The sequence below is a fragment of the Pseudomonas sp. FW215-R2 genome, assembly GCF_058789255.1.
The window spans coordinates 1-24964 of sequence record NZ_JBYTBO010000002.1 but is presented as its reverse complement, the minus strand read 5'-3'; the positions used below and the strand labels follow the sequence as shown (position 1 = coordinate 24964).

Below are 24964 nucleotides of genomic sequence, written 5' to 3'. Positions count from 1 at the left end.
TCATGGCCATCGCCGTTCCCCTGAACGAGGGCAACAGCCCCACCTTGAAGCAGCGGCTCAAGCACGCCGAGCGGGTCAACCGCTGGAAGGCCCAGGCGCTGATCGCGCCGCTGGTGCTGTTTCTGTTGCTGGTGTTCCTGGTGCCGATCGTGGCGCTGCTCTACAAAAGCGTCGGCAACCCGGAAGTGGTGGGCGGCATGCCACGCACCGTGGCAGCCATTGCCAGTTGGGACGGTCGCGGACTGCCCGCTGAGCCGGTCTACAAGGCCGCCGGCGAAGACCTCGCCGAAGCTCGCAAAAACCAGACCTTGGGCGATCTGTCCAAGCGCTTGAACATGGAGTTGGCCGGCTATCGCAGCCTGCTGACCAAAACCGCCCGTTCGCTGCCATTCGCCAGCGAGCCGGCCTCTTATAAAGAAGCGCTGGAAGGCCTCGACGAGCGTTGGGGCGATCCGGCCTATTGGCAAGCGGTGAAGCGCAACACCAGCAGCATCACCCCGTTCTACCTGTTGGCGGCGGTGGATCATCGCATCGACGATCTCGGCGAACTGGCCCCGGCCACCCCGGATCAGGCGATCTACCTCGACATCTTCGCCCGGACCTTCTGGATGGGCCTGATCATCACCGTGATCTGCCTGGTGCTGGCCTATCCATTGGCGTACCTGTTGGCCAACCTGCCGTCGCGTCAAAGCAACCTGCTGATGATTCTGGTGCTGCTGCCGTTCTGGACCTCGATCCTGGTACGAGTCGCCGCGTGGATCGTGTTGCTGCAATCCGGCGGATTGATCAACAGCGCGCTGATGGCAATGGGCGTGATCGATAAACCGCTGGAGCTGGTGTTCAACCGCACCGGGGTTTACATCTCGATGGTGCACATCCTGCTGCCGTTCATGATCCTGCCGATCTACAGCGTGATGAAAGGCATCTCGCCGACCTACATGCGTGCCGCGATTTCCCTGGGTTGCCATCCGTTCGCCAGTTTCTGGCGGGTGTACTTCCCGCAGACCTATGCCGGTGTTGGCGCCGGTTGCCTGTTGGTGTTCATCCTCGCCATCGGCTACTACATCACCCCGGCGTTGCTGGGCAGCCCAAACGATCAGATGGTCAGCTACTTCGTCGCGTTCTACACCAACACCAGCATCAACTGGGGCATGGCCACTGCGCTCGGCGGGCTGTTGCTGCTGGCGACCGTGGTGCTTTATCTGATCTACAGCTGGCTGGTGGGCGCCAGTCGCCTGCGCCTGAGCTAAGGGGAGTTTGAAATGCTGAGTCCTTATATGTCGCCCGTCGAGCGGGTGTGGTTCTACAGCTTGCGGATCCTCTGCGGCTTGATCCTGTTGTTCCTGATCCTGCCGGTGCTGGTGATCGTGCCGCTGTCGTTCAACTCGGGCAGTTTCCTGGTGTACCCGCTGCAAGGTTTTTCGCTGCACTGGTATCAGGACTTCTTCGCCTCGGCGGAATGGATGCGCTCGCTGAAGAACAGCATCATCGTCGCCCCGGCCGCGACGGTGCTGGCAATGGTCTTCGGCACGCTGGCGGCCATCGGCCTGACCCGTGGCGACTTCCCCGGCAAGGCGCTGGTGATGGCGCTGGTGATTTCGCCCATGGTGGTGCCGGTGGTGATCATCGGTGTGGCCAGTTACCTGTTCTTCGCGCCGCTGGGCCTGGGCAACAGTTTCTTCTCGCTGATCGTGGTGCACGCGGTGCTCGGTGTGCCGTTCGTGATCATCACGGTGTCGGCAACATTGCAGGGGTTCAACCATAACCTGGTGCGGGCGGCGGCCAGCCTTGGCGCTTCGCCACTGACCACGTTCCGCCGGGTGACCTTGCCGCTGATTGCGCCGGGGGTGATTTCCGGTGCGTTGTTTGCCTTCGCCACCTCGTTCGATGAGGTGGTGGTGACGCTGTTCCTTGCCGGCCCTGAGCAAGCGACGCTGCCTCGGCAGATGTTCAGCGGGATTCGCGAGAACCTGAGTCCGACGATTGCGGCGGCGGCGACTCTGTTGATTGCCTTCTCGGTGATCCTGCTGCTGACTCTTGAGTGGCTGCGTGGGCGTAGCGAGAAACTGCGCACCGCTCAGGTCTGACGACTGCACGATCCGGGTTGTCTGCCATTCATGCGCTGAATGACAGACAACCCGAATTCCCCAGCTACGCTTGTGCTCAGCTCCCACATCTATAAGAGGCTGCGCACGATGAGTCTTTCCTCGTTCAAGATTGCTCACAAACTGATCACCGGCGCCGGGGCCATCGAGCAACTGGCGGCCGAGCTCACACGGCTGGACATCGACAACCCGCTGATCGTCACCGATGCCGCGCTGGTCAAGTCCGGCACGGTGCAGTTGGCGCTGGCGCAGATCGGCGAGCGCGAGTACGAAATCTTCGACCGCGTGTTGCCGGATCCGGAAATCGCCATCGTCGAGGACTGCATGCGCGTCTACCGCGAGGGCGGGCATGACGGGTTGATCGGCCTCGGTGGCGGCAGTGCCATCGACATCGCCAAGAGTGTCGCGGCGTACGCCGGTTATCACGGTGCGCTGGAGGATCTGTTCGGCGTCGATCAGGTGCCGCGCAAGGGCCCGCCGCTGATCGCCATCCCGACCACGGCCGGCACGGGTTCTGAAGTGACCAACGTCGCCATTCTTTCGGACAAGGTCGCGCAATTGAAGAAGGGCATTGTCAGCGATTATCTGTTGCCGGACGTGGCGCTGGTCAGCCCGCAAATGACCCTGACCTGTCCGCGCGGCGTCACTGCCGCCAGTGGTGTCGATGCGCTGGTGCATGCCATTGAGTCCTATCTGTCGCTGAATGCCTCGCCGATCACCGATTCGCTGGCGATCGGCGCGATCAAGCTGATTGCCCGGTCATTGCCCAAGGCCTACGCTAACCCATCCAACCTGCAGGCGCGGGAAGACATGGCCACCGCCAGCCTGATGGCCGGCATGGCGTTCGGCAATGCCGGGGTTGGCGCGGTACATGCGCTGGCGTATCCGCTGGGCGGGCGTTTCAACATTACCCACGGCGTCAGCAATGCCCTGTTGCTGCCGTATGTCATGACCTGGAACAAGATGGCCTGCGTCGAACGGATGCAGGATATCGCCGAAGCCATGGGGGTGAAGACCGCTCATCTGAGCCTCAATGAAGCGGCGGACCGTGCCGTCACGGCGATGACCGAACTGTGCGCAGCGGTGGACATTCCGCAGGGTCTGCGCAGTTTCGGCGTGCCCGAAGAGGCGATTCCGGCCATGGCGGTAGAGGCTGCAGGCATCGAGCGCCTGATGCGCAACAACCCGCGCAAGCTCAGCGCCGCCGACATCGAGAAGATCTACCGGGCGGCGTACTGAGAACCTGCCGGTCATCGGTCATGGCACAACCCAATCATCGCGGTCACGGTGCGCGCGCGGAAACTTGAGGTATACAATGCGCGCCATCGTGATTTAGCTCAGAAAAGGTGCGTCATGCAGCCCTTCGTTATTGCTCCGTCGATTCTCTCCGCCGACTTCGCCCGCCTGGGCGAGGAAGTGGACAACGTTCTGGCCGCCGGTGCCGACTTCGTTCACTTCGATGTCATGGACAACCACTACGTACCGAACCTGACCATCGGCCCGATGGTCTGCGCCGCGCTGCGCAAGTACGGCGTGACCGCGCCGATCGACGCGCACCTGATGGTCAGCCCGGTGGATCGCATCGTCGGTGATTTCATCGAGGCCGGCGCCACCTACATCACCTTCCACCCGGAAGCCACGCTGCACGTCGATCGTTCGCTGCAACTGATCCGTGAAGGCGGCTGCAAATCCGGCCTGGTGTTCAACCCGGCGACCCCGCTGGACGTGCTCAAGTACGTGATCGACAAGGTCGACATGGTCTTGCTGATGAGCGTCAACCCGGGCTTCGGCGGGCAGAAATTCATCCCCGGCACCCTCGACAAGCTGCGCGAAGCGCGCGCGATCATCGATGCCTCGGGCCGTGACATCCGCCTGGAAATCGACGGCGGCGTGAACGTCAACAACATCCGTGAAATCGCCGCTGCCGGCGCCGACACCTTCGTGGCCGGCTCGGCGATCTTCAATGCGCCGAACTATCAGGAAGTCATCGACAAGATGCGTTCCGAACTGGCGCTGGCTCGCCCATGAGCGGATTTGAGCAGCTGTTCCCGGGGCAACTGCCGCGGTTGGTGATGTTCGATCTGGATGGCACGCTGATCGATTCGGTACCCGACCTGGCGGCGGCGGTGGATAACATGCTGCTCTCCCTCGGGCGCAAGCCTGCCGGTATCGAGTCGGTGCGCGAGTGGGTCGGTAACGGTGCGCCGGTGCTGGTGCGCCGTGCTTTGGCCGGCGGCATCGATCATTCCTCCGTGGATGACGTCGAAGCCGAGCATGCGCTGGAGGTGTTCATGGAAGCCTACGGCGCCAGCCATGAGCTGACCGTGGTCTATCCCGGCGTGCGCGATACCCTGAAATGGCTGCACAAGCAGGGCGTGGCCATGGCGCTGATCACCAACAAGCCGGAGCGCTTCGTCGCGCCGTTGCTGGATCAAATGAAGATCGGCCGCTACTTCAAGTGGATCATTGGCGGCGACACCCTGCCGCAGAAGAAGCCCGATCCGGCAGCGCTGTTCTTCGTGATGAAGATGTCCGGCATTCCGGCCTCGCAATCGCTGTTCGTCGGCGACTCGCGCAGCGACGTGCTGGCGGCGAAAGCAGCAGGGGTCAAATGTGTAGCGCTCAGTTATGGCTACAACCATGGTCGGCCGATTGCCGAAGAATCCCCGGCGCTGGTGATCGACGATCTGCGCAAGTTAATTCCCGGTTGCCTGGATACGGCCGCTGAGATAACGTTGCCCGACGCTTCTCAATCCCCTTCTGGAAACGCCATCGTGGTGGTCACCCGCAAACTCTGGATGAAAGTCATCAAGGCCCTGGCCCGCTGGCGTTGGCGCGCCTGACTTGTTCCTGGCCGGCCTGCCGGCGCGTTTGCACACCTGACTGATTTGCACCTCACACCACGAGGCACCCTATGATCCGCGAAGAATTCCTGCGTCTGGCCGCTGAAGGCTACAACCGCATCCCGCTGGCCTGCGAAACCCTGGCCGACTTCGACACGCCGCTGTCGATCTACCTGAAACTGGCCGACCAGCCCAACTCCTACCTGCTCGAATCGGTGCAGGGCGGCGAGAAATGGGGCCGTTACTCGATCATCGGCCTGCCGTGCCGCACCGTGCTGCGGGTTCACGATCATCACGTCAGCATCACCGTCGATGGCGTCGAGACCGAAAGCCACGACGTCGAAGACCCGCTGGCCTTCGTCGAAACCTTCAAGGCCCGCTACAACGTGCCGACCATTGCCGGTCTGCCGCGCTTCAACGGCGGCCTGGTGGGTTACTTCGGTTACGACTGTGTGCGCTACGTAGAGAAGCGCCTCGGCAAATGCCCGAACCCGGATCCGCTCGGCGTGCCGGACATTCTGCTGATGGTCTCCGATGCGGTGGTGGTGTTCGACAACCTCGCCGGCAAGATGCACGCGATCGTGCTGGCCGACCCGGCGCAGGCCGATGCCTACGAACAGGGTCAGGCGCAATTGCAGGAACTGCTGGAAAAACTGCGTCAGCCGATCACCCCGCGCCGTGGCCTGGATTTCAGCAAGCAGCAGGCGGCCGAGCCGGTGTTTCGCTCCAGTTTCACCCAGGACGACTACGAAAAAGCCGTCGACACCATCAAGGAATACATCCTCGCCGGTGACTGCATGCAGGTTGTGCCGTCCCAGCGCATGTCGATCGACTTCAAGGCTGCGCCGATCGATCTGTACCGCGCGCTGCGTTGCTTCAACCCGACGCCGTACATGTATTTCTTCAACTTCGGTGATTTCCATGTCGTCGGCAGTTCGCCGGAAGTACTGGTGCGGGTCGAAGACAACCTGATCACCGTGCGCCCGATTGCCGGCACCCGTCCTCGCGGGGCTACCGAAGAGGCGGACGTGGCGCTGGAAGAAGACCTGCTGTCCGACGACAAGGAAATCGCCGAGCATCTGATGCTGATCGACCTTGGTCGCAACGACACCGGGCGTGTTTCGGAAATCGGCTCGGTGAAGCTCACCGAGAAGATGGTCATCGAGCGCTATTCCAACGTGATGCACATCGTGTCCAACGTCACCGGCCAGTTGAAGGCCGGGTTGACGGCGATGGACGCACTGCGGGCGATCCTGCCGGCGGGCACCTTGTCCGGCGCGCCGAAGATCCGCGCGATGGAAATCATCGACGAACTGGAACCGGTCAAGCGTGGCGTGTATGGCGGGGCGGTCGGTTACTTCGCCTGGAACGGCAACATGGACACCGCGATTGCAATTCGCACCGCGGTGATCAAGAACGGCGAGCTGCACGTGCAGGCCGGTGGCGGCATCGTTGCCGACTCGGTGCCGGCGCTGGAATGGGAAGAAACCATCAACAAGCGTCGGGCAATGTTCCGAGCTGTTGCGTTGGCCGAGCAAACCCCGGACTGAGTGACGGGTGATTCAGCCATAAAAAAACGCGGCGCCTGTGAGGGCGCCGCGTTTTTTATGGCCTTCTGATCAGAAGTCGAGACTTACGCCAACATTGACCCCTTGCTGGGTAAAGTCGTCATCCTTGCGAATGTTGTAGCTGGCGCGAAGGGCCACGTCCTTGGTGAGGTTGTGGCTCACGCCCAGATTCAGGCGGTTCAGGTTGGTTTGCGGTGTGTAGCCTTCCAGGGTGTAGCGATTGTTCGGCAGGCTGTTGAGGTTCATCGTCAGATCCTGGGCGTCGTCGTTGTATTCGCGCTCGTGGGCGAATTCGCCGAATACCTGGGTCTGTGCGGTGATCTGGTATTTGCCCTGGATGCCGAGGCCGAGGCGGCGGGAGTTGCGCGATTGGTCATCGAAGGTCAGCGCAGTAGAGTCCGCGCCTTTTTCCGAGTAACCGTCGACTTCCACCTTGCCGAAATCGGCGCTGACGAAGGGCGACAGGTGCCATGGGCTGCTGGCCTCTGGCGCGATGTCGTAGCCGACACGGCCGCCGATGGCCAGTACGTAGCCGTCGGTGTCGCCTTTCTCGCCACGTTCGTTGACCCCCAGCTGGAACTTGCGCTTCAGACTGTCGTAGTCCAGATGTCCGGCGGTAACGGCCAGGTCACCCCACCAGCGGTTTTGCTGGTACTGGGCGAACGCGGTGCCCATGTAGGAGTTGAGTTTGTACTCGGAGTCGTTGTCGCCGGCTTCGATTTTCTGGTGATAGAAACCTGCCGCCACACCGACACGCCAGGCGTCGTCGAGGCGGTAGCTGCCGCCGATGTTCAGGTTGTAGCCATTGCCATCGGCACTTGCCCCGGCGTGCTGGTCATCGAAGTCCTGGTGCTGGCCGCCGCCGGCGACAATCGCCCGCCATTGGCCAACGCCTTGCCAGTTTTCCCAGTCGGCCAGCCATTGATTGCGCAGTTCGTCCTGATGCGCGCGCAACGTGCCCTGGGCCATTTCCGGCAGCAGGGTCAGCTCCCAGGGTGCAGCCAGCAACGAGTAGGCGTAATCGGCAATCAGCCGTTGCCCGGCTTCGGTCGGGTGCACCGAGTCGTTGTAGATCAGCTTGGTCGGATCCGGCGTGGCGCTGTTGATCCCGTACCGGGCGTTTTCGAGGCAACTGTTGCCGCTGAAGCAGGTCGTGACCAGATTCTGATCGGTGGCGAGGCCGAACTGTGCCGGGTTGGCAAACGTCTCTTTGAGCAATACCGGAATGTTCAGCGGGATGATGTTGGCGTTGATGGTTTGCAGTTGGCTCACCAGTTCGGTGTTGAACTGGGCGCTGAGCTGGGACGTGAACGTCTGCAGTGCGGTGCCATTGAAAGCCGGGGTAAAGCCGATGTCAGGCAGCAACCAGACCATGATGTAGCGGGCGCCTGCGCCTTGCAGAGTCCGAACACTGCTGGCCAGGCGATCAGCCGCAGCGCTGGCCTGATCGAGACTGGTGACGCGACCTTGCAGGAAGTCGTTACCGCCCCCGGTCAGGTAATACAGGGCATTCGGATCAGCACGAAAGCCGTTCGACGGCAGGTAGCCGGCGCGGGTGCGTTCGCCGGTGTCGGACGTGCTGGTGATCGAATCAAGAATCTGGTCAGTGCGGTATCCGCCCACCGCCCAGTTGTTGCCGTCCGGCAAACCCTGGCCGGCGCGTACTGCCGAGTCCGCGGAAGCGGTCTGGTCCGGCGTGAAGCCCAGCCGACCGCCGATCAATTGGGTGGCATTGAGCGAGTACAACTCACCGCTGCCGTTGTGGTAGTTCGGGCCGGTGCGGTTGGTGAATCGCTCGACTGAACCGGCGGGGCCGCCGCTGTCGGTGAACGTCCCGGCATCACTGAGGCTGTCGCCGAAGACGATGAAATTCGAATAAGGATTGGGCGCGGCATTCGCCTGGGCGCAGGCCATCGCGAGCAGGCATCCGGCGAGCGGTACAAACAACGTCTGTTTGATCATGAGCAAGTCCGTTTATTTATTGTTGTATGGAACGAAACGACAGTACCAAAAACTTCCGGCGTTTTGCCATCGGTCGTCAACCCTCCCATAGTTTTCCCCCCGTCAGGCCCGGCCATATTGCACGCTCTGCCCAGCTAAGTTACTGTGCGGGAACGTATGAACGAGACCTTCCCCGTGTTGATCACCAGCAAACTCCTGGATCAAGTCATCAAGGCACACGCCCGCTGGCGTTGGCGCGCCTGAATCTTTTCTGCCGGCCCCGCCGGATCTGTATCGCTTTGCCTTCCTTGCCCGTTTGAAATGCCGCTTTGCCGTCGCCACTTGTGCGTCCGACATCGTGCAGCGTCCTGGCAAGTCATCCGAAGGCTGTTTCCAAGTCAGAATTCAAGAGGTTCGAAACGCCATGTTGCTGATGATCGACAACTACGACTCCTTTACTTACAACGTTGTGCAATACCTCGGCGAGCTGGGTGCCGAGGTCAAGGTCGTGCGCAACGACGAGCTGACCATCGCCGAAATCGAAGCGCTCAACCCGGAGCGAATCGTGGTGTCCCCCGGTCCGTGCACACCGACCGAAGCCGGCATCTCCATCGAAGCCATCAAGCACTTTGCCGGTAAACTGCCGATCCTCGGCGTCTGCCTCGGCCACCAGTCCATCGGCCAGGCCTTTGGCGGTGACGTGGTGCGTGCCCGGCAAGTGATGCACGGTAAGACTAGCCCGGTATTCCACGAGGACAAGGGCGTATTCGCCGGCCTGAATCGTCCGCTGACCGTCACCCGCTATCATTCCCTGATCGTCAAGCACGAGACCTTGCCCGATTGCCTGGAGCTGACCGCGTGGACTCAGCACGATGACGGCTCGGTGGATGAAATCATGGGCCTGCGTCACAAGACCCTGAACATCGAGGGCGTACAGTTCCACCCGGAATCGATCCTCACCGAGCAGGGCCACGAACTGTTCGCCAACTTCCTCAAACAAACCGGCGGCACGCGCTAAGGACTCTCCATGAATATCAAGACAGCCCTGAGCCGTATCGTCGATCACCTCGACCTCAGCACCGATGAAATGCGCGACGTGATGCGCGAAATCATGACCGGCCAATGCACGGACGCGCAGATCGGCGCGTTCATGATGGCCATGCGCATGAAGAGCGAAAGCATCGACGAAATCGTCGGCGCGGTGTCGGTAATGCGCGAGTTGGCCGACCAGGTCGAACTCAAGACCCTCGACGGCGTGGTCGATGTGGTCGGCACTGGCGGTGATGGCGCAAACATTTTCAACGTGTCTACCGCTTCATCCTTCGTCGTTGCCGCTGCCGGCTGCACAGTGGCCAAACATGGCAACCGCGCGGTGTCGGGCAAGAGCGGCAGCGCCGACCTGCTGGAAGCGGCCGGGATCTACCTCAACCTGACCCCGGTTCAAGTGGCGCGTTGCATCGACAACGTCGGCATCGGTTTCATGTTTGCCCAGACTCACCACAAGGCCATGAAATACGCCGCCGGCCCGCGCCGCGACCTTGGCCTGCGTACCCTGTTCAACATGCTCGGCCCGCTTACGAATCCGGCCGGCGTCAAACATCAGGTCGTCGGTGTCTTCACTCAGGCACTGTGCCGGCCATTGGCCGAAGTCTTGCAGCGTCTGGGCAGCAAACATGTGCTGGTGGTGCATTCGAAGGACGGTCTGGACGAATTCAGCCTTGCTGCGCCGACTTTTGTGGCCGAGCTGAAGAACAACGAAATCACCGAATATTGGGTCGAGCCGGAAGATCTGGGCATGAAGAGCCAGAGCCTGCATGGCCTGTCGGTCGAGGGTCCGGAGGCTTCGCTGGCGCTGATCCGCGATGCGCTGGGCAAGCGCAAGACCGAGAACGGCCAGAAGGCTGCGGAAATGATCGTGCTCAATGCCGGTGCGGCGCTGTACGCCGCCGATCTGGCAACAAGTCTGAAAGAAGGCGTGGCACTTGCCCACGACGCTCTGCACACCGGTCTCGCTCGGGAAAAACTCGAGGAGTTGGGTGCCTTTACCGCGGTATTCAAAGTGGAGAATGAGGGATGAGTGTACCGACGGTTCTGGAAAACATTCTGGCCCGAAAGGTTCAGGAAGTCGCCGAGCGTAGCGCCCGTGTGAGCCTGAGCGAGCTGGAAAGTCTGGCCAAGGCGGCCGATGCACCCCGTGGTTTTGCCCGTGCCTTGCTGGCGCAGGCCAAGAAAAAACAACCGGCAGTGATCGCCGAAATCAAGAAGGCTTCGCCGAGCAAAGGCGTGATCCGCGAGAACTTCGTTCCTGCCGATATCGCCAAAAGCTACGAGAAGGGCGGGGCGACCTGTCTGTCGGTACTGACGGATATCGACTACTTCCAGGGCGCTGATGCTTATCTGCAGCAGGCCCGTGCCGCGTGTTCGCTGCCGGTGATCCGCAAGGACTTCATGATCGATCCGTACCAGATCGTCGAAGCCCGTGCGCTGGGCGCCGACTGCGTGCTGCTGATTGTCTCCGCTCTGGATGACGTGAAAATGGCCGAGCTGGCTTCGGTGGCCAAAGGCGTCGGTCTCGATGTGCTGGTGGAAGTCCACGACGGCGATGAGCTGGAACGCGCATTGAAGACCCTCGACACGCCGCTGGTCGGGGTCAACAACCGCAACCTGCACACCTTCGACGTGAGCCTGGAAACCACCCTCGACCTGCTGCCGCGCATTCCGCGCGATCGTCTGGTGATCACCGAGAGCGGGATCCTCAACCGTGCCGATGTCGAACTGATGGAAATCAGCGACGTTTATGCGTTCCTGGTCGGTGAAGCGTTCATGCGCGCCGAAAGCCCTGGCATCGAACTGCAACGCCTGTTCTTCCCTGAGCGCGGCGTTCCGGTGAGCGGTTCGACCCTCGACTGATCGACTCTTCGCGGGCGCCCGTATCCCTGTGGGAGCGGGCTTGCCCGCGAAGGCAGCATAAGATTCACCTCAGGCTCAACGTCCTATGGAAACCTTATGATCCCCACTTCCCTGACCATCGAAGCCGGCCTGCAAGCCGAGCAGGATCTGCTGGCCTCGGTCTGCGCCGGTGATGCTGAATTCGGTCTGCTGTTCTGGCAGCCCAGTGATCGCGCTCTGGTCATGCCGCGCCGCTTGAATCGCCTTCCTGGATTCGATCACGCCTGTGAAGTCTCCGCCGCTGCCGGCTGGCCGGTGTTGTTGCGTGAAACCGGCGGTGAACCTGTTCCGCAATCCGCTTCGACGATCAACATTGCACTGGTCTACGCGCCGCCTCGCAGCGAAGGCGATCTGAACCGCATCGAAACCGGTTACCGGCGTCTGTGTGATCCGATCTGTGAGTTGCTGGATGAGTTGGGCGGCAGGTCGTCGTTGGGTGAAATCGACGGTGCGTTCTGCGACGGTCGTTTCAACGTCAACCTCGACGGTCGCAAGATGGTCGGCACCGCTCAGCGCTGGCGCCAGAGTCAGGGTGGCCAGCGCCCGGTGGGTTTGGTGCACGGTGCGATGCTGCTGGATGACGAGCGCGAATCGATGGTCGCGGCGGTCAATCGCTTCAACGAAGCGTGTGGCCTGGAGCAACGGGTACGTGCCGCCAGCCACATCGCGTTGCATGAGAAATTCCCGGCGCCCCATGCATTGGCGCGACTCGATGAACTCTTTCGTTTAATGCTGGCGCAGATCTACGCCGCCTGAGCGTTCGAACTCAGCGAGTGCCGAAGACCACCATGGTCTTGCCTTTCACATCCACCAGGTTGCGTTCCTCAAGATCTTTGAGCACGCGGCCGACCATCTCCCGCGAACAACCGACAATCCGCCCGATTTCCTGACGGGTCACCTTGATCTGCATGCCGTCCGGGTGGGTCATCGCATCGGGTTGCTTGCACAGCTCCAGCAGGCAGCGGGCCACACGGCCGGTGACATCGAAGAACGCCAGATCGCCGACCTTGCGTGTGGTGTTGCGCAGGCGTTGTGCGATTTGTCCGCTGAGCACGTAAAGAATGTCTGGATCCTGCTGCGACAGCTCACGGAATTTGGCGTAGCTGATTTCCGCAACCTCGCACTCGACCTTCGCCCGCACCCAGGCACTGCGCTCCTGTTCCTGGCCGGCCTGTTCGAACAGGCCCAGCTCACCGAAGAAATCCCCGGCATTCAGGTAAGCGATGATCATCTCGCGGCCGTCGTCGTCCTCGATCAGGATCGTGACCGAGCCGCGGATGATGAAGTACAGCGTGTCCGAGCGATCCCCGGCGCAGATGATGTTGCTCTTGGCCGCATGGCGCCGGCGCTGGCAATGCATCAGCAGTTTGTCGAGGTTCTTGATTTTAGGTGTGGGGGTAATACCAACCATGGTTGTATCCCGAAAAGACTGCACGGTTATATTTGGTTTTTATATGAGGCGCTGAGGCGGTCGCTACAAATACTGGCTAGGCGCCAGTGAATTGGCGCCAGCTTACCAGACACTTCGTCGAAAATTCGAGAAATTACCTACGCGGTAAAGGCATCCGTCCTAGGATCACCGCTCGCAGTCAAACCGGGGCCCTGTGCTAAGCTGGCGACCCTTTTTTCTACAGTGGAGTCTTGGCGATGAAGGCACGCATCCAATGGGCTGGCGAAGCCATGTTCCTCGGCGAATCCGGCAGCGGTCATGTCGTGGTCATGGACGGTCCGCCGGACGCCGGTGGTCGCAATCTGGGTGTTCGCCCGATGGAAATGCTCCTGCTGGGCGTTGGCGGTTGCAGCAATTTCGACGTGGTCAGCATCCTGAAGAAGTCCCGTCAGGCCGTTGAAAGCTGCGAAGCTTTCCTGGAAGCCGAACGCGCGACCGAAGATCCGAAAGTGTTCACCAAGATCCACATGCACTTCGTGGTCAAGGGTCGTGGCCTGAAAGAAGCCCAGGTCAAACGCGCCATCGAGCTGTCGGCGGAGAAGTATTGCTCGGCCTCGATCATGCTCGGCGCAGCCGGCGTGGCAATCACCCACGACTATGAAATCGTCGAACTCGGCTGAGCCGACATTCAACTATCATAAAAGCAGTGCAGACTCTGGCGATCCCCCGCTGACGTCTGCATAATGCGCCACTTTTTTCAGGGCAGTGATCGGTCAGCCGACGGGTCTTCCGCCTGAACAGATAACCAAAATCGCCATCGCGAAGAGGTGTTAACCGTCCTACGCAGGTGCGTCGTTCGCACTTGACGGGCATGCTTGATCACGCGGCCGGGCCGCATACATAGAGAGTTTTTAACGGTGAAAAGCAAACTCAAGCTCCACGGGTTCAATAACCTGACAAAGACCTTGAGCTTCAACATCTATGACATCTGCTACGCGGAAACCCCGCAAGACCAGCAGGCTTACGTCGAGTACATCAATCAAGAGTACAACGCGGAACGCCTGACGCAGATCCTCACGGAAGTTGTCGAAATCATTGGTGCCAACATTCTGAACATTGCCAGTCAGAACTATGAGCCTCAGGGTGCCAGCGTCACGATTCTGATCTCGGAAGAACCGGTCACCCCGACCGAAAGCCAGATCGAAGAGTCCCCGGGTCCGCTGCCGGAAATCATCCTGGCCCACCTCGACAAGAGTCACATCACGGTGCATACCTATCCGGAAATCCATCCGGACGCCGGTATTGCGACGTTCCGTGTGGACATCGACGTGTCGACCTGTGGAGTCATTTCACCGCTCAAAGCGCTCAACTTCCTGATTCACCAGTTCGATTCGGACATCGTGACCGTGGATTACCGTGTGCGCGGCTTCACCCGTGACGTTGAAGGCAACAAGCACTTCATCGACCACGAGATCAACTCGATCCAGAACTACCTTTCCGAAGACACCCGCGACGCGTACCAGATGACCGACGTGAACGTGTACCAGGAAAACCTGTTCCACACCAAAATGCTGCTGAAGAACTTCGAACTGGATAACTACCTGTTCGGCGATGCCACCAGCAATCTGTCGTCTGAGCAACGCGCCCAGGTGACCGAGCGCGTGAAGCACGAAATGCTGGAAATCTTCTACGCGCGCAATATGCCGAGCTAAGACGTCCAGGCACAAAAAAGGCGACTGCTTTGCGGCAGTCGCCTTTTTTATGGGCGGTTTTCAGATTCGGTAAGTGCTTTTGGTCATCACTTTGGCCAGCAGGCTCATGCCGAACTTCACCGGTGCCGGGAAGCGGAAACCGCCAGCCTCCAGCGCACTTTCTGCGTGATGTTCTTCATCGATACGCATCTGTTCCAGAATTGCCCGGGATTTCTCATCCTCGGCCGGCAGTTGTTCCAGATGCTCGTTCAGGTGCTTGCACACCTGATGCTCGGTCGCCGCGACAAAACCGAGGCTGACCTTGTCGCTGATCAGCCCGGCGACTGCGCCGATCCCGAACGACATGCCATAGAACAGCGGATTGAGCACGCTGGTGTGGCTGCCCAGCTGATGAATGCGTTGTTCGCACCAGACCAGATGATCGATCTCTTCTTCGGCCGCATGCTCCATGGCTTCGCGAACCTGCGGCAGCTTGGCGGTCAGGGCCTGACCTTGGTACAGCGCCTGGGCACAGACTTCACCGGTATGGTTGATGCGCATCAGGCCGGCGACGTGGCGGGTGTCTTCGTCGCTCATCTGCACATCGGGCTGCACGATGGCCGGCGACGGACGGTACGGCTGGCCGCTGAAGGGCAGCAGGGTTCGCATTGCGGCATCGGCTTGCAGAAGAAGACGGTCAATTGGCGAATAGTGACGTTGGGTAGTCATGCTGACCTCCGGGAAGAATCTCGGCGGCCAGTTTAACCGAATCGGCCGGGGAAGGTTTGCGCTGGGTCATGTGGGAGCAGGGCGCTCCCACAGATTTTGAGGTCGATCAGCCCGGCGGCCAGTTCATCTGGCGCTGACCGAGTACGTGCATATGAATGTGGTAGACCGTCTGCCCACCCTTTTCATTGCAGTTCATCACCACCCGGAAGCCTTCCTCGCAACCCAGCTCCAGCGCCAGGCGCTGGGCGGTGAACAGGATGTGCCCGGCCAGTGCCTTGTCGTCTTCCGTCAGGTCATTGAGGGTGCGCACCGGTTTCTTCGGGATCACCAGAAAATGCACCGGTGCCTGTGGGGCGATGTCGTGGAACGCCAGAACCTGGTCGTCCTCGTAGATGATCTTCGCCGGGATTTCCCGGTTGATGATCTTGGTGAACAGAGTATCCACAGCTGTTTTCTCCGTTGTGTGAGCTGGGCTGAGTGTACCCACGAGGGATCACCGCGCCCAGCCATTTGCCTGCCGGCCCTTCAGCGCGGGCAGTAAGCTTTGTTGACCATGCCGACGATGGTGCGGTTGAGCCAGCGCGAACCCAGTCGTGGCAGAAAGGCGAACCAGCGGTTTCTGCGCCCGGGAATGATGATCGCGCGGTTTTTCTCCAGGGCGCGCACGGTGTATAGCGCGACCTCTTCGGGGCTCATCAGCAGTTTGCTGGCGTTGAGTTTGTCGTTGTTCAGTTGCGCCGTGCGAAAGAACGCCGTGCGCGTCGGGCCTGGGCAGAGCACCGAGACTTTCACGGCGCACTTTTTCAATTCCACCCGCAACGCTTCGGAGAAGTGCAGAACGTAGGCCTTGCTGGCGTAGTAAGTGCTCATCCACGGGCCGGGATTGAACGCGGCGACCGATGCCACATTGAGAATCTGCCCGCCACCCTGCAGGGCCATGCTGTTGCCGATCGCGTGGCACAGGCGGGTGAGGGCGAGGATGTTCACCTCGATCAGGTCCTGCTCGGTCATCCAGTCCTGAGCCAGGAAAGGGCCGCAGGTGCCGATGCCAGCGCAGTTCACCAGCAGATCGATCTGCCGGTCACCTTCTTCAAGCTCCAGCAGAAACCCGGACAGTCGCAACGGCTCGCCCAGATCGCAGGCCCGGAACAGTACCTCCACGCCGAAACGCTGGGTCAGTTCAATCGCAATGCTTTCCAGCTGATCACGCTGTCGGGCCACCAGAATCAGGCTGCGGCCACGGCGGGCCAGGGCTTCGGCCATGGCCAGGCCGATGCCGCTGGAGGCGCCAGTGATCAGAGCGTAACGGGTCATGCAGTTCTCCATCGCAACAGCTCCGCGCCGTGGACGCAGGTGTCACGGCGGGGAGCGCTGTTCATTCTTTCGCAGAGTCTACAGGGGCCGGCGCGGCTTCGGCTGCATCGTCCACCGAATTCGACGCGGGCTCGACTTCGACATCGACTTCATCAGCGGTCACCGAACCGCTCTCATAACTGCTTTCGAGGCTGGTTTCGTACTCCTGCTGGATCGCGGAGATCCCGCCCAGCATTCCGCCGACGAAGAACAATCCGATAAAGACGATCCACAGAGAGCACAGCACTTTGACGGCTGTGCTGTTCGGTGGCGGTGGCGGGCCATAGCGATTGGCGCCGGTATTGCCCGGCATGACCATGATCACCAGCGGGAAGAAGCTGCCCACGAACGGTACCAGGGTCAGTAGCCAGAGCCAGCCTGACCAGCCGATATCGTGCAGACGCTGAATGCTGAACAGGACGCCGACGATCGCGAAAGCCAGGAACAGGAAGAAGGCGAAGATACCGCCAATGATCAGCCCTGAAGTCGAATCGGCGCTCACCAGGCCCAGACCGATCAGCGCAAACACACCGATGATTGGCAGGGTCACCAGACTCAGTACCATCGACCATGCCAGGTAGCGCAGGCGTCCGATCCGTCCTTCGACGCTCAATGGCTTGAGCGCTGCGAACTCCGGCAGGTGTTCACCGACACTGGCCCGAGGCGGTGCATAGGGTGAGTCGGGCTCAGTCACGGCAGCGGAGTGTTCCTGGACATCGGACAGATTCAGTTCGATGGCTGTTTCTGTCTCGATCCGGGCGTCGATCCCGGTCTTGCCCAGCGCTTGCAAATAAGCCTGGGCGTCGCTGTGTGACAGGTCGCGCTTGAGGGCAACGGCGCGTCCATTGAACAGGCGCTCGATGCCGGCCACGTCACTCTTGAACAGGTCGGCCAGATTGAGTTTGGCCGTGGTGATATCGACGCCAGGCTGAAGGGCTCCGTCGAAAACGATCTTGTAACGCGGTTCGCTCATGACCGAGGCATCCTTGTCGCGAAAGAAATTGAATTGAAGCGTGTTGCAGTCGCCAAGTGTAAGGCCAGTCGGGCAATGACTGGCCGGAATTTTCTCAGCGTGGCCAGCGTTTCGGAAGTTGCGCCGCGTGTTCCAGCGCCTGGCGATACTCGGCATCGAGGCGTGCCACCAGTTGGTCCACGCTCGGCAGATCGTCGATTTCGCCTACCCCCTGACCGGCCGACCACACGGTTTTCCAGGCCTTGGCCTCATCGTTGATCGGTTTGAGCTTGTCGCCGAAGTTCACTTCACCTTTGCCTTGCAGCGCAGCCGTATCGAAACCGGCAGCTTCCAGGCTTTGACGCATGAAGCTGGCCGGTACTCCAGACACGGCAGGAGTATGAATGATGTCCGCTGCCTTGGCTGTCAGGAGCATCTCCTTGTAGGCGTCGGGCGCATGACTTTCAGTCGTACCGATGAATCGTGTTCCGAAGTAGGCCAAATCCGCGCCAAGCAACTGTGCGGCGAGAATCTCATGGCCGTGGTTCAAACATCCTGCAAGCAGCAGCGTCTTGTCGAAGAACTGACGAATCTCGGCAATCAGCGAGAACGGGCTCCAGGTGCCGGCATGGCCACCGGCGCCGGCGGCAACGGCGATCAAGCCATCGACGCCGGCTTCAGCGGCTTTTTCCGCATGGCGGCGAGTCGTCACGTCGTGGAACACCAGGCCGCCATAGCTGTGCACGGCGTCCACCAACTCCTTCACCGCACCGAGGCTGGTGATGACGATGGGTACTTTGTGTTCGACGCAGATGTTCAGATCCGCCTGCAGACGCGGATTGCTCTTGTGAACAATCAGGTTCACGGCATAAGGCGCCGGGTTATCCAGTGTCGCCAGTCCCGCTTCGATCTGTTCCAGCCAGGCCTTGAATCCGCTGCTTTCGCGTTGGTTGAGCGCCGGAAAGCTGCCCACCACGCCATTGCGGCAGCACGCGAGCACCAGTTCGGGATTGGAAATCAGGAACATCGGCGCAGCCACGACTGGGAGGCGCAGACGTTGTTCGAGCAGAGCGGGCAGCGACATCGGAAGTACCCCGGAAAGTTGAACCAGTTGAAGTTAGAACGGCTTGACCACGACCAGAATTACGATAGCCAGCAATATCAGAACCGGCACTTCATTGAACCAGCGATAAAAGACATGGCTGCGGGTGTTCTCGCCACGGGCAAAACGTTTTACCTGCGCGCCGCACATGTGGTGATAACCGATCAACAACACGACCAGGGTCAGTTTGGCGTGGATCCAGCCACCGCTGCTGAAGATGCTCGGGTTCAGGTAAATGAGCCAGCCGCCGAAGATCAACGCGGCGATCATCGCCGGGCCCATGATGCCGCGATACAGCTTGCGCTCCATGACGCTGAAGCGTTCCTTGCTGATCGTGTCTTCACTTTGTGCGTGATAAACGAACAGTCGTGGCAGGTAGAACAGCCCGGCAAACCAGCACACGATGCTGACGATATGAAGCGCTTTGATCCACAGATAGAGCATTTTTGTTTATTCCCTCATTCACGGTAGGCCGGATAGTAGAGGCTTGAGCGTCCGCACGTCACCTTGACGGTTGTCGCAGGGGCGCGCGGCCCCTATTATCGACGGCTTTCCAGTGGGTTCGTTGAGGGCAGGTTTATGGTCAAGGTCGGTATCGTCGGCGGCACGGGTTACACCGGTGTCGAACTGCTGCGTCTGTTGGCACAGCATCCGCAGGCAGAAGTGGTGGTGATCACTTCCCGATCCGAGGCCGGTCTGGCCGTGGCTGATATGTACCCGAACCTGCGCGGTCACTACGACGGTCTGGCATTCAGCGTGCCGGACATCAAGACCCTGGGCGCCTGCGACGTGGTGTTCTTCGCCACTCCACACGGGGTTGCCCACGCACTGGCCGGCGAATTGCTGGCTGCGGGCACCAAGGTCATCGACCTGTCGGCGGATTTCCGTCTGCAGGACGCGGATGAATGGGCCAAGTGGTACGGCCAGCCGCACGGTGCGCCGGAGCTGCTGGACGAAGCGGTTTATGGCTTGCCGGAAGTCAACCGCGAGCAAATCAAGAAAGCACGCCTGATCGCGGTGCCGGGTTGCTATCCGACCGCAACGCAGCTGGGTTTCCTGCCGTTGCTTGAGGCAGGTCTGGCCGATACTTCGCTGCTGATCGCCGACTGCAAATCCGGTGTCAGCGGTGCCGGCCGTGGTGCTTCCGTGGGCTCGCTGTATTCCGAGACGTCGGAAAGCATGAAGGCCTATGCGGTGAAAGGTCACCGTCATTTGCCGGAAATTCGTCAGGGGCTGCGTCGTGCGGCGGGCAAGGATGTCGGTCTGACCTTCGTGCCACACCTGACACCGATGATTCGCGGCATTCATTCCACGCTCTATGCGACCGTGGTTGATCGCTCGGTGGATCTGCAGGCACTGTTCGAAAAGCGTTATGCCAATGAACCGTTCGTCGACGTGATGCCGGCCGGCAGCCATCCGGAAACCCGTAGCGTGCGCGGTGCCAACGTCTGCCGAATTGCGGTTCACCGTCCACAGGATGGTGATCTGGTGGTGGTGCTGTCGGTGATCGACAATCTGGTCAAGGGCGCGTCGGGTCAGGCGGTGCAGAACATGAACATCCTGTTCGGTCTGGATGAGCGCTTTGGTCTGTCCCACGCGGGCATGCTGCCTTAACGGTTTGTTGTACGCGTAAAAAAGGCCCGTTGAACGGGCCTTTTTGCATTCTGGTCGGTTGATAAGCTTTATTGATATACCGTAACAATAGTTGACCGATTTTCTAGGACAAGCGGATAATGCGCGTCATCACGCATTATGGCGGCGTAACGCCGGGAGATAGTCAGCATGAGCGTCGAATCCTTCACCCCCACGGCTTTGCAATTCACCCAGGGTGCCGCGCACAAGGTGAAGAGCCTGGTCGATGAAGAGGGGAATGATCGCTTGAAGCTGCGCGTATTCGTTACGGGCGGCGGTTGTTCAGGGTTTCAGTACGGCTTCACCTTCGATGAGGATGTGGCCGAGGACGACACCATCGTCGAGCGCGAAGGCGTGAGTCTGGTGGTTGATCCGATGAGCTTCCAATACCTGGCAGGTGCCGAGGTGGACTACCAGGAAGGTCTGGAAGGTTCGCGGTTCGTGATCAAGAACCCGAACGCCACCACGACTTGTGGTTGCGGCTCTTCGTTCTCGATCTGATTTCGCTTCAACGTACACAATAAAACGCCGCAGAACTTCACGGTTCTGCGGCGTTTTGTTATCTGCATTTTGCCTTAGTTGGGGTAGATGGCGCCGAGAACGCGCAAGCCCTTTGCGCCGGTGACACTGGGGCGATTGGCGGTGATGCCCTCCAGGCAGCAATGGGCCAGCCAGGCGAAGGCCATGGCTTCAACCCAGTCTGGATCGACACCGTGAGTTGCAGTGCTGGCGACTTTCGCGTTGGGCAGTAGTTCGGCGAGGCGCTTCATCAGCGTGGCGTTGTGGGCGCCGCCGCCGCAGACCAGAAGTTCTTCGGTATCTGTTTGAGCGCTTTGCAGCGATTCGACGATGGTCAGCGCCGTCAGCTCGAGCAGCGTTGCCTGTACGTTTTCGGGTGCGAAACCTGGAAGGTGGGACAGATGCTGTTCCAGCCAAGGCAGGTTGAACACTTCCCGGCCGGTACTCTTCGGGCCTTGGGTCGAGAAGAAGGGATCGCTCAGCAATGCCTTGAGCAGGACCGGCTCAACCTTGCCGCTGGCTGCCCATTGACCGTTGCGATCATAGTTTTCCCCGCGTTGCTGGTGAATCCACGCATCCATCAGAACATTCCCGGGGCCGCAGTCGAATCCGGCTACAGGCTTGTTCGGCTCGATCAGGCTGAGATTGCTGAAACCGCCGACATTCAGGACCGCGCGGTTACCGGTACGCTCTTCGAACAACGCTTCGTGGAAGGCAGGAACCAGAGGGGCGCCTTGACCGCCGGCGGCCACATCACGGCTGCGGAAGTCACTGACGACCGTAATGCCGGTCAGTTCGGTCAGCAGGGCAGGGTTGCCGATCTGTACGGTGAAACCGCGTGCCGGCTCATGGCGAATGGTCTGGCCGTGGCTGCCGATCGCGCGAATGGCTTCGGGTTTGAGCTGTTGCTGCTCGAGCAGGGCGTGGATCCCTTGGGCCGCAAGCCTCACCCAGTTCTGCTGGGCAATGGCCGAGCGGGCGATCTCGTCGGGGCCGCTGGCGCACAAGCCAAGCAGCTCGGCGCGCAGGGAGTCAGGCATGGGAATGTAGTGCGTGGCGATCAGGTTGATCGCCGAGGTCTGCTCGATCAGGGCGATGTCCAGACCGTCGAGGCTGGTTCCGGACATCACGCCGATATAGAGAGCCATTGCTTAACGCTTGCTCGAGGCCAGCATGGTGGCCTTCTCTTGGTCCATGCGAGCCATCAACGGCTGGCTCTGTGCCAGGAAGCGGGCGCGTTCGGCTTTGGCAATCGGGTCGGCCATTGGCAGCTTCTGGCCCAGTGGATCGACGTGAACACCGTTGACCTGGAACTCATAGTGCAGGTGCGGACCGGTGGACAGGCCGGTGGTGCCGATGTAGCCGATCACCTGGCCCTGCTTGACGGTACCGCCGGTTTTCACTCCTTTGGCGAAACCCTGCATATGGCCGTACAGCGTGCGGTAGGTATTGCCGTGCTGAATGATCACGGTGTTGCCGTAACCGCCACGACGACCGGCCAGCAATACTTTGCCGTCACCGGCAGCCTTGATTGGCGTACCGCGCGGGGCGGCGTAATCGACACCTTTGTGGGCGCGGATCTTGTTGAGGATCGGGTGTTTGCGGCCCATGGAAAACTTGGAGCTGATGCGGGCGAAGTCCACCGGCGTGCGGATGAACGCCTTGCGCATGCTGTTGCCATCGGCGGTGTAGTAGCTGCTGTTGCCCTGCTTGTTGGTGTAACGCACGGCGGTGTAGGTCTTGCCGCGATTGGTGAAGCGGGCGGACAGGATCGGGCCGTTGCCGACGGCTTTGCCATTGACCACTTTCTGTTCGTAGATCACGTCGAACTCGTCGCCCTGGCGGATATCCTGGGCGAAGTCGACGTCGTAGCCGAAAACGCTGGCCATATCCATGGTCAGGCTGTGGGACAGGCCGGCGCGGGCGGCGGACTGTGACAGCGAGCTGTTGATCACGCCGTGGACATAAGCAGTACGAACGGTAGGTTTGGCGGTTACGCGGTTGAATACATAACCCTTGTCGTTCTTGGTCAGGGTGATGGTTTCGACGTCGCTGACCTTGCTGTGCAGGTTGGTCAATTGGCCTTGCGGGTTGAGCTCGAATTCGAGTTTCTGGCCGTGTTTGAGCTGGCTGAACTGCTTGGCCTGTTTGTCGCTGGCCAGCACGTCATGCACGGCTGCAGCGGGAAGGCCGACCTTCTCGAACAGTGTCGAAAGGGTATCGCCCTTGGAGACGATCACTTCCCTGTGGCCTGGAGCCTTCTTTTCAGGAGCGACCGGAGCAGGCGCTGGCGCGGCCTGGGCGGTTTGAGGTGCGTCTTCTGCGCTGTTTTCGATCTGCGCGAAGGGCGAGGCTACTGGCTCATTTGTGGCTTGAACCGCGTCAGCAGCGTCTTGATCTTGTGTCAGTTGTTCAGCAGGACTTTCCAGTTCAAGGCTCAGGGTCGTCTTTTTGGCTTCAACATCACTGGAAGGAAATACCAGGAGCGCCAGGCTGAGAAGGGCGGCGATCCCACTTGCGGCAAGCAGGTGGGTCTTCGGGTAAAGCGGTGGCGCTTTAGACGGTTCAGTGGTCATAAGTAGTTTTGACTTTGAAAAGATGAATTGGAAAAGATGAATGACATGATGAAGATGAAATAACTGTATAAAATATAACCAAATCATCTCTGAGGCAAGTCCGCAGGCATCTCGCCCGTGGATTGGTGTCCGTGCGCCGGGCAAAACTTGTAATTGGTGCGCGATCTTGTATGGTTGGTTCCCTTTGAATCTGAGCCTTGCGGGTCTGTTATGAAGTCGGTTGAAGAGCAGCTAGCGCTGATTAAACGTGGTGCGGAAGAATTGTTGGTCGAGTCCGAGCTGATCGAAAAGCTCAAGCGTGGCCAGCCGCTGCGAATCAAGGCCGGCTTCGATCCAACGGCGCCGGATCTGCACCTTGGTCACGCCGTGCTTATTAATAAGCTGCGCCAGTTCCAGGAGCTGGGGCATCAGGTGATCTTCCTTATAGGTGACTTCACCGGAATGATCGGGGACCCGAGTGGCAAGAGTGCAACTCGTCCTCCGCTGACCCGTGAGCAGGTTCTGGAAAATGCCGAGACCTACAAGACTCAGGTCTTCAAGATTCTTGATCCGGCGAAAACCGAAGTCGCGTTCAACTCCACCTGGATGGATCAGATGGGGCCAGCGGACTTTATTCGCCTGACTTCGCAGTACACCGTGGCTCGTATGCTTGAGCGTGATGACTTCGACAAGCGCTACACCACCAATCAGCCAATCGCCATTCATGAGTTCCTCTATCCGCTGGTTCAGGGGTATGACTCGGTTGCATTGCGCGCGGACGTGGAGCTGGGCGGTACTGATCAGAAGTTCAACCTGTTGATGGGGCGCGAGCTGCAGCGTGGTTATGGTCAGGAAGCTCAGTGCATTCTGACGATGCCGCTGCTCGAGGGGCTGGATGGCGTTAAGAAGATGTCCAAGTCGTTGGGCAACTACGTCGGTATCCAGGAGGCGCCGGGCGTCATGTATAGCAAGCTGGTTTCGATCCCGGATGCGTTGATGTGGCGTTACTTCGAACTGCTCAGCTTCCGTTCGATGGATGAGATCAATGCTTTCCGTGCTGATGTAGAGGCGGGTGCCAATCCTCGCGACATCAAGATCAAGCTGGCTGAAGAAATTGTTGCGCGTTTCCATGGTGAAGAGGCTGCTGCCAATGCTCACCGTGGTGCGGGTAACCGTATGAAGGATGGCGAGTTGCCGGATGATTTGCCGGAAGTCGAACTGACTGCTGCCGAAGATATGCCGATTGCTGCCGTCCTTAATAAGGCGGGCCTGGTGAAGAACTCGGCTGCTGCTCGTGACCTGCTGGCTTCTGGCGGTGTACGTGTAGATGGTGAGGTTGTCGATCGTTCCTTTATATGCGTGCTGGGTGCGACTCATGTTTGCCAGGCCGGCAAGAAGGCTTTTGCACGGATTACACTGAAATCCGAGTAAGGTTGAAATTAGGGGTTGACGGCAGATTCTGGAGGCCTATAATTCGCCCCACTTCCGGCGCAGTCGAAACGGAAAACTCCTTGAAACTCAATGAGTTGCGCGGTTTTCGACAGCGGCTTGCTTCAGGTCATCGAAGCCTGGAAGGAGTTGAAAGAGTGGTGATGTTTGGCTCTTTTGACGTTTCGATCTTCTCGGTCGAAAGCG

General features: G+C 59.9%; 25 protein-coding genes. 15 read left to right on the top strand and 10 right to left on the bottom strand.

Annotated features, from left to right (window positions below; genetic code table 11):
• Positions 1 to 2: 2 nt before the first annotated feature.
• The 6 genes from AC3WRD_RS02655 (at position 3) to trpE (ending at position 6498) form a co-directional block, all read left to right on the top strand.
• Positions 3 to 1250 (top strand): ABC transporter permease, encoded by a 1248-nt coding sequence (locus AC3WRD_RS02655; RefSeq protein WP_102619795.1) that lies wholly within the window; start codon positions 3 to 5, stop codon positions 1248 to 1250.
• A gap of 12 nt (positions 1251 to 1262) precedes the next feature.
• Positions 1263 to 2087 carry an ABC transporter permease gene (locus tag AC3WRD_RS02650; RefSeq protein WP_096817915.1) on the top strand — a complete coding sequence of 275 codons (825 nt, stop codon included), beginning with the start codon at positions 1263 to 1265 and terminating at the stop codon, positions 2085 to 2087.
• 108 nt (positions 2088 to 2195) lie between these two features.
• Positions 2196 to 3344, top strand: a complete 1149-nt coding sequence (locus AC3WRD_RS02645; protein WP_102619796.1) for an iron-containing alcohol dehydrogenase — start codon at positions 2196 to 2198, stop codon at positions 3342 to 3344.
• A gap of 114 nt (positions 3345 to 3458) precedes the next feature.
• Positions 3459 to 4133 (top strand): ribulose-phosphate 3-epimerase, encoded by a 675-nt coding sequence (rpe, locus tag AC3WRD_RS02640; RefSeq protein WP_007918813.1) that lies wholly within the window; start codon positions 3459 to 3461, stop codon positions 4131 to 4133.
• Complete coding sequence (locus tag AC3WRD_RS02635) at positions 4130 to 4948, top strand: phosphoglycolate phosphatase (protein ID WP_096817919.1); 819 nt, start codon at positions 4130 to 4132, stop codon at positions 4946 to 4948. Before rpe ends, AC3WRD_RS02635 begins: the two co-directional genes overlap by 4 nt.
• Positions 4949 to 5019: 71 nt before the next feature.
• Positions 5020 to 6498, top strand: a complete 1479-nt coding sequence (gene trpE / locus AC3WRD_RS02630) for an anthranilate synthase component I (protein WP_102619797.1) — start codon at positions 5020 to 5022, stop codon at positions 6496 to 6498.
• A 69-nt stretch (positions 6499 to 6567) separates the two neighbouring features.
• On the opposite strand, the gene estP is transcribed toward trpE, so the two are convergent.
• Positions 6568 to 8478 (bottom strand): esterase EstP, encoded by a 1911-nt coding sequence (gene estP, locus AC3WRD_RS02625; RefSeq protein ID WP_102619798.1) that lies wholly within the window; start codon positions 8476 to 8478, stop codon positions 6568 to 6570.
• A gap of 403 nt (positions 8479 to 8881) precedes the next feature.
• Here estP and AC3WRD_RS02620 point away from each other — a divergent pair, with 403 nt between their 5' ends.
• The 4 genes from AC3WRD_RS02620 (at position 8882) to AC3WRD_RS02605 (ending at position 12162) form a co-directional block, all read left to right on the top strand.
• A complete protein-coding gene (locus AC3WRD_RS02620) occupies positions 8882 to 9475 on the top strand; it encodes an aminodeoxychorismate/anthranilate synthase component II (RefSeq protein ID WP_007956309.1) in 594 nt (197 codons plus the stop codon).
• A gap of 9 nt (positions 9476 to 9484) precedes the next feature.
• Positions 9485 to 10534 (top strand): anthranilate phosphoribosyltransferase, encoded by a 1050-nt coding sequence (gene trpD, locus AC3WRD_RS02615; RefSeq protein WP_096817925.1) that lies wholly within the window; start codon positions 9485 to 9487, stop codon positions 10532 to 10534.
• Complete coding sequence (gene trpC / locus AC3WRD_RS02610; protein ID WP_096817929.1) at positions 10531 to 11367, top strand: indole-3-glycerol phosphate synthase TrpC; 837 nt, start codon at positions 10531 to 10533, stop codon at positions 11365 to 11367. The genes trpD and trpC overlap by 4 nt, the downstream gene beginning before the upstream one ends.
• 96 nt (positions 11368 to 11463) lie before the next feature.
• Entirely contained in the window at positions 11464 to 12162 is a 699-nt protein-coding gene (locus tag AC3WRD_RS02605; protein ID WP_102619799.1) for a lipoate--protein ligase family protein, read from the top strand.
• Between the two features lie 10 nt (positions 12163 to 12172).
• Here the strand turns inward: AC3WRD_RS02605 and crp are convergent, their stop codons facing one another.
• Positions 12173 to 12817 (bottom strand): cAMP-activated global transcriptional regulator CRP, encoded by a 645-nt coding sequence (gene crp, locus AC3WRD_RS02600; protein WP_085709238.1) that lies wholly within the window; start codon positions 12815 to 12817, stop codon positions 12173 to 12175.
• Positions 12818 to 13053: 236 nt separating this feature from the next.
• Between crp and AC3WRD_RS02595 the strand changes: the two genes are divergently transcribed.
• Positions 13054 to 13476 (top strand): OsmC family protein, encoded by a 423-nt coding sequence (locus AC3WRD_RS02595; protein ID WP_003228794.1) that lies wholly within the window; start codon positions 13054 to 13056, stop codon positions 13474 to 13476.
• A gap of 237 nt (positions 13477 to 13713) precedes the next feature.
• Positions 13714 to 14508, top strand: a complete 795-nt coding sequence (speD, locus tag AC3WRD_RS02590; protein ID WP_007956315.1) for an adenosylmethionine decarboxylase — start codon at positions 13714 to 13716, stop codon at positions 14506 to 14508.
• 60 nt (positions 14509 to 14568) lie between these two features.
• On the opposite strand, the gene coq7 is transcribed toward speD, so the two are convergent.
• The 6 genes from coq7 to hemJ all read right to left on the bottom strand — a co-directional run bounded on the left by coq7 (position 14569) and on the right by hemJ (position 19067).
• Positions 14569 to 15216 (bottom strand): 2-polyprenyl-3-methyl-6-methoxy-1,4-benzoquinone monooxygenase, encoded by a 648-nt coding sequence (coq7, locus tag AC3WRD_RS02585; RefSeq protein ID WP_007956317.1) that lies wholly within the window; start codon positions 15214 to 15216, stop codon positions 14569 to 14571.
• A gap of 106 nt (positions 15217 to 15322) precedes the next feature.
• Positions 15323 to 15661 carry a histidine triad nucleotide-binding protein gene (locus tag AC3WRD_RS02580; RefSeq protein ID WP_003228789.1) on the bottom strand — a complete coding sequence of 113 codons (339 nt, stop codon included), beginning with the start codon at positions 15659 to 15661 and terminating at the stop codon, positions 15323 to 15325.
• 80 nt (positions 15662 to 15741) lie between these two features.
• Positions 15742 to 16530, bottom strand: a complete 789-nt coding sequence (locus AC3WRD_RS02575; protein ID WP_007956321.1) for an SDR family NAD(P)-dependent oxidoreductase — start codon at positions 16528 to 16530, stop codon at positions 15742 to 15744.
• A 61-nt stretch (positions 16531 to 16591) separates the two neighbouring features.
• Positions 16592 to 17542: a DUF805 domain-containing protein gene (locus tag AC3WRD_RS02570; RefSeq protein ID WP_102619800.1), complete on the bottom strand. Its 951-nt coding sequence runs from the start codon at positions 17540 to 17542 to the stop codon at positions 16592 to 16594.
• 94 nt (positions 17543 to 17636) lie between these two features.
• Positions 17637 to 18605 carry an NAD(P)H-dependent flavin oxidoreductase gene (locus tag AC3WRD_RS02565; protein WP_096817937.1) on the bottom strand — a complete coding sequence of 323 codons (969 nt, stop codon included), beginning with the start codon at positions 18603 to 18605 and terminating at the stop codon, positions 17637 to 17639.
• Positions 18606 to 18638: 33 nt separating this feature from the next.
• Positions 18639 to 19067: a protoporphyrinogen oxidase HemJ gene (hemJ, locus tag AC3WRD_RS02560; RefSeq protein ID WP_085709241.1), complete on the bottom strand. Its 429-nt coding sequence runs from the start codon at positions 19065 to 19067 to the stop codon at positions 18639 to 18641.
• Between the two features lie 135 nt (positions 19068 to 19202).
• Between hemJ and argC the strand changes: the two genes are divergently transcribed.
• Together argC and erpA are read left to right on the top strand one after the other, a co-directional pair.
• The gene (argC, locus tag AC3WRD_RS02555; protein WP_096817941.1) at positions 19203 to 20237 is read left to right on the top strand and encodes an N-acetyl-gamma-glutamyl-phosphate reductase; all 1035 of its coding nucleotides are present in this window, start codon (positions 19203 to 19205) and stop codon (positions 20235 to 20237) included.
• Between the two features lie 168 nt (positions 20238 to 20405).
• Positions 20406 to 20756, top strand: a complete 351-nt coding sequence (gene erpA / locus AC3WRD_RS02550; RefSeq protein ID WP_003228776.1) for an iron-sulfur cluster insertion protein ErpA — start codon at positions 20406 to 20408, stop codon at positions 20754 to 20756.
• A gap of 74 nt (positions 20757 to 20830) precedes the next feature.
• Here the strand turns inward: erpA and AC3WRD_RS02545 are convergent, their stop codons facing one another.
• Together AC3WRD_RS02545 and AC3WRD_RS02540 are read right to left on the bottom strand one after the other, a co-directional pair.
• Positions 20831 to 21922 carry an anhydro-N-acetylmuramic acid kinase gene (locus AC3WRD_RS02545; RefSeq protein WP_102619801.1) on the bottom strand — a complete coding sequence of 364 codons (1092 nt, stop codon included), beginning with the start codon at positions 21920 to 21922 and terminating at the stop codon, positions 20831 to 20833.
• A 3-nt stretch (positions 21923 to 21925) separates the two neighbouring features.
• Entirely contained in the window at positions 21926 to 23350 is a 1425-nt protein-coding gene (locus AC3WRD_RS02540; protein WP_096817945.1) for a peptidoglycan DD-metalloendopeptidase family protein, read from the bottom strand.
• A gap of 210 nt (positions 23351 to 23560) precedes the next feature.
• Between AC3WRD_RS02540 and tyrS the strand changes: the two genes are divergently transcribed.
• The gene (gene tyrS / locus AC3WRD_RS02535) at positions 23561 to 24760 is read left to right on the top strand and encodes a tyrosine--tRNA ligase (RefSeq protein ID WP_102619802.1); all 1200 of its coding nucleotides are present in this window, start codon (positions 23561 to 23563) and stop codon (positions 24758 to 24760) included.
• The last annotated feature ends 204 nt before the right edge of the window (positions 24761 to 24964 follow it).

Excerpts from the sequence above, each read along its gene's own strand:
- AC3WRD_RS02645 (WP_102619796.1), top strand. The coding sequence starts at position 2,196 with ATGAGTCTTTCCTCGTTCAAGATTGCTCACAAACTGATCACCGGCGCC.
- AC3WRD_RS02620 (WP_007956309.1), top strand. The coding sequence starts at position 8,882 with ATGTTGCTGATGATCGACAACTACGACTCCTTTACTTACAACGTTGTG.
- AC3WRD_RS02565 (WP_096817937.1), bottom strand. The coding sequence starts at position 18,605 with ATGTCGCTGCCCGCTCTGCTCGAACAACGTCTGCGCCTCCCAGTCGTG.
- AC3WRD_RS02545 (WP_102619801.1), bottom strand. The coding sequence starts at position 21,922 with ATGGCTCTCTATATCGGCGTGATGTCCGGAACCAGCCTCGACGGTCTG.
- hemJ (WP_085709241.1), bottom strand. The coding sequence starts at position 19,067 with ATGCTCTATCTGTGGATCAAAGCGCTTCATATCGTCAGCATCGTGTGC.
- estP (WP_102619798.1), bottom strand. The coding sequence starts at position 8,478 with ATGATCAAACAGACGTTGTTTGTACCGCTCGCCGGATGCCTGCTCGCG.
- erpA (WP_003228776.1), top strand. The coding sequence starts at position 20,406 with ATGAGCGTCGAATCCTTCACCCCCACGGCTTTGCAATTCACCCAGGGT.
- AC3WRD_RS02570 (WP_102619800.1), bottom strand. The coding sequence starts at position 17,542 with ATGAGCGAACCGCGTTACAAGATCGTTTTCGACGGAGCCCTTCAGCCT.
- crp (WP_085709238.1), bottom strand. The coding sequence starts at position 12,817 with ATGGTTGGTATTACCCCCACACCTAAAATCAAGAACCTCGACAAACTG.
- AC3WRD_RS02595 (WP_003228794.1), top strand. The coding sequence starts at position 13,054 with ATGAAGGCACGCATCCAATGGGCTGGCGAAGCCATGTTCCTCGGCGAA.
- AC3WRD_RS02650 (WP_096817915.1), top strand. The coding sequence starts at position 1,263 with ATGCTGAGTCCTTATATGTCGCCCGTCGAGCGGGTGTGGTTCTACAGC.
- coq7 (WP_007956317.1), bottom strand. The coding sequence starts at position 15,216 with ATGACTACCCAACGTCACTATTCGCCAATTGACCGTCTTCTTCTGCAA.
- AC3WRD_RS02575 (WP_007956321.1), bottom strand. The coding sequence starts at position 16,530 with ATGACCCGTTACGCTCTGATCACTGGCGCCTCCAGCGGCATCGGCCTG.
- AC3WRD_RS02605 (WP_102619799.1), top strand. The coding sequence starts at position 11,464 with ATGATCCCCACTTCCCTGACCATCGAAGCCGGCCTGCAAGCCGAGCAG.
- trpC (WP_096817929.1), top strand. The coding sequence starts at position 10,531 with ATGAGTGTACCGACGGTTCTGGAAAACATTCTGGCCCGAAAGGTTCAG.
- AC3WRD_RS02540 (WP_096817945.1), bottom strand. The coding sequence starts at position 23,350 with ATGACCACTGAACCGTCTAAAGCGCCACCGCTTTACCCGAAGACCCAC.
- rpe (WP_007918813.1), top strand. The coding sequence starts at position 3,459 with ATGCAGCCCTTCGTTATTGCTCCGTCGATTCTCTCCGCCGACTTCGCC.
- argC (WP_096817941.1), top strand. The coding sequence starts at position 19,203 with ATGGTCAAGGTCGGTATCGTCGGCGGCACGGGTTACACCGGTGTCGAA.
- trpD (WP_096817925.1), top strand. The coding sequence starts at position 9,485 with ATGAATATCAAGACAGCCCTGAGCCGTATCGTCGATCACCTCGACCTC.
- trpE (WP_102619797.1), top strand. The coding sequence starts at position 5,020 with ATGATCCGCGAAGAATTCCTGCGTCTGGCCGCTGAAGGCTACAACCGC.
- tyrS (WP_102619802.1), top strand. The coding sequence starts at position 23,561 with ATGAAGTCGGTTGAAGAGCAGCTAGCGCTGATTAAACGTGGTGCGGAA.
- AC3WRD_RS02655 (WP_102619795.1), top strand. The coding sequence starts at position 3 with ATGGCCATCGCCGTTCCCCTGAACGAGGGCAACAGCCCCACCTTGAAG.
- AC3WRD_RS02635 (WP_096817919.1), top strand. The coding sequence starts at position 4,130 with ATGAGCGGATTTGAGCAGCTGTTCCCGGGGCAACTGCCGCGGTTGGTG.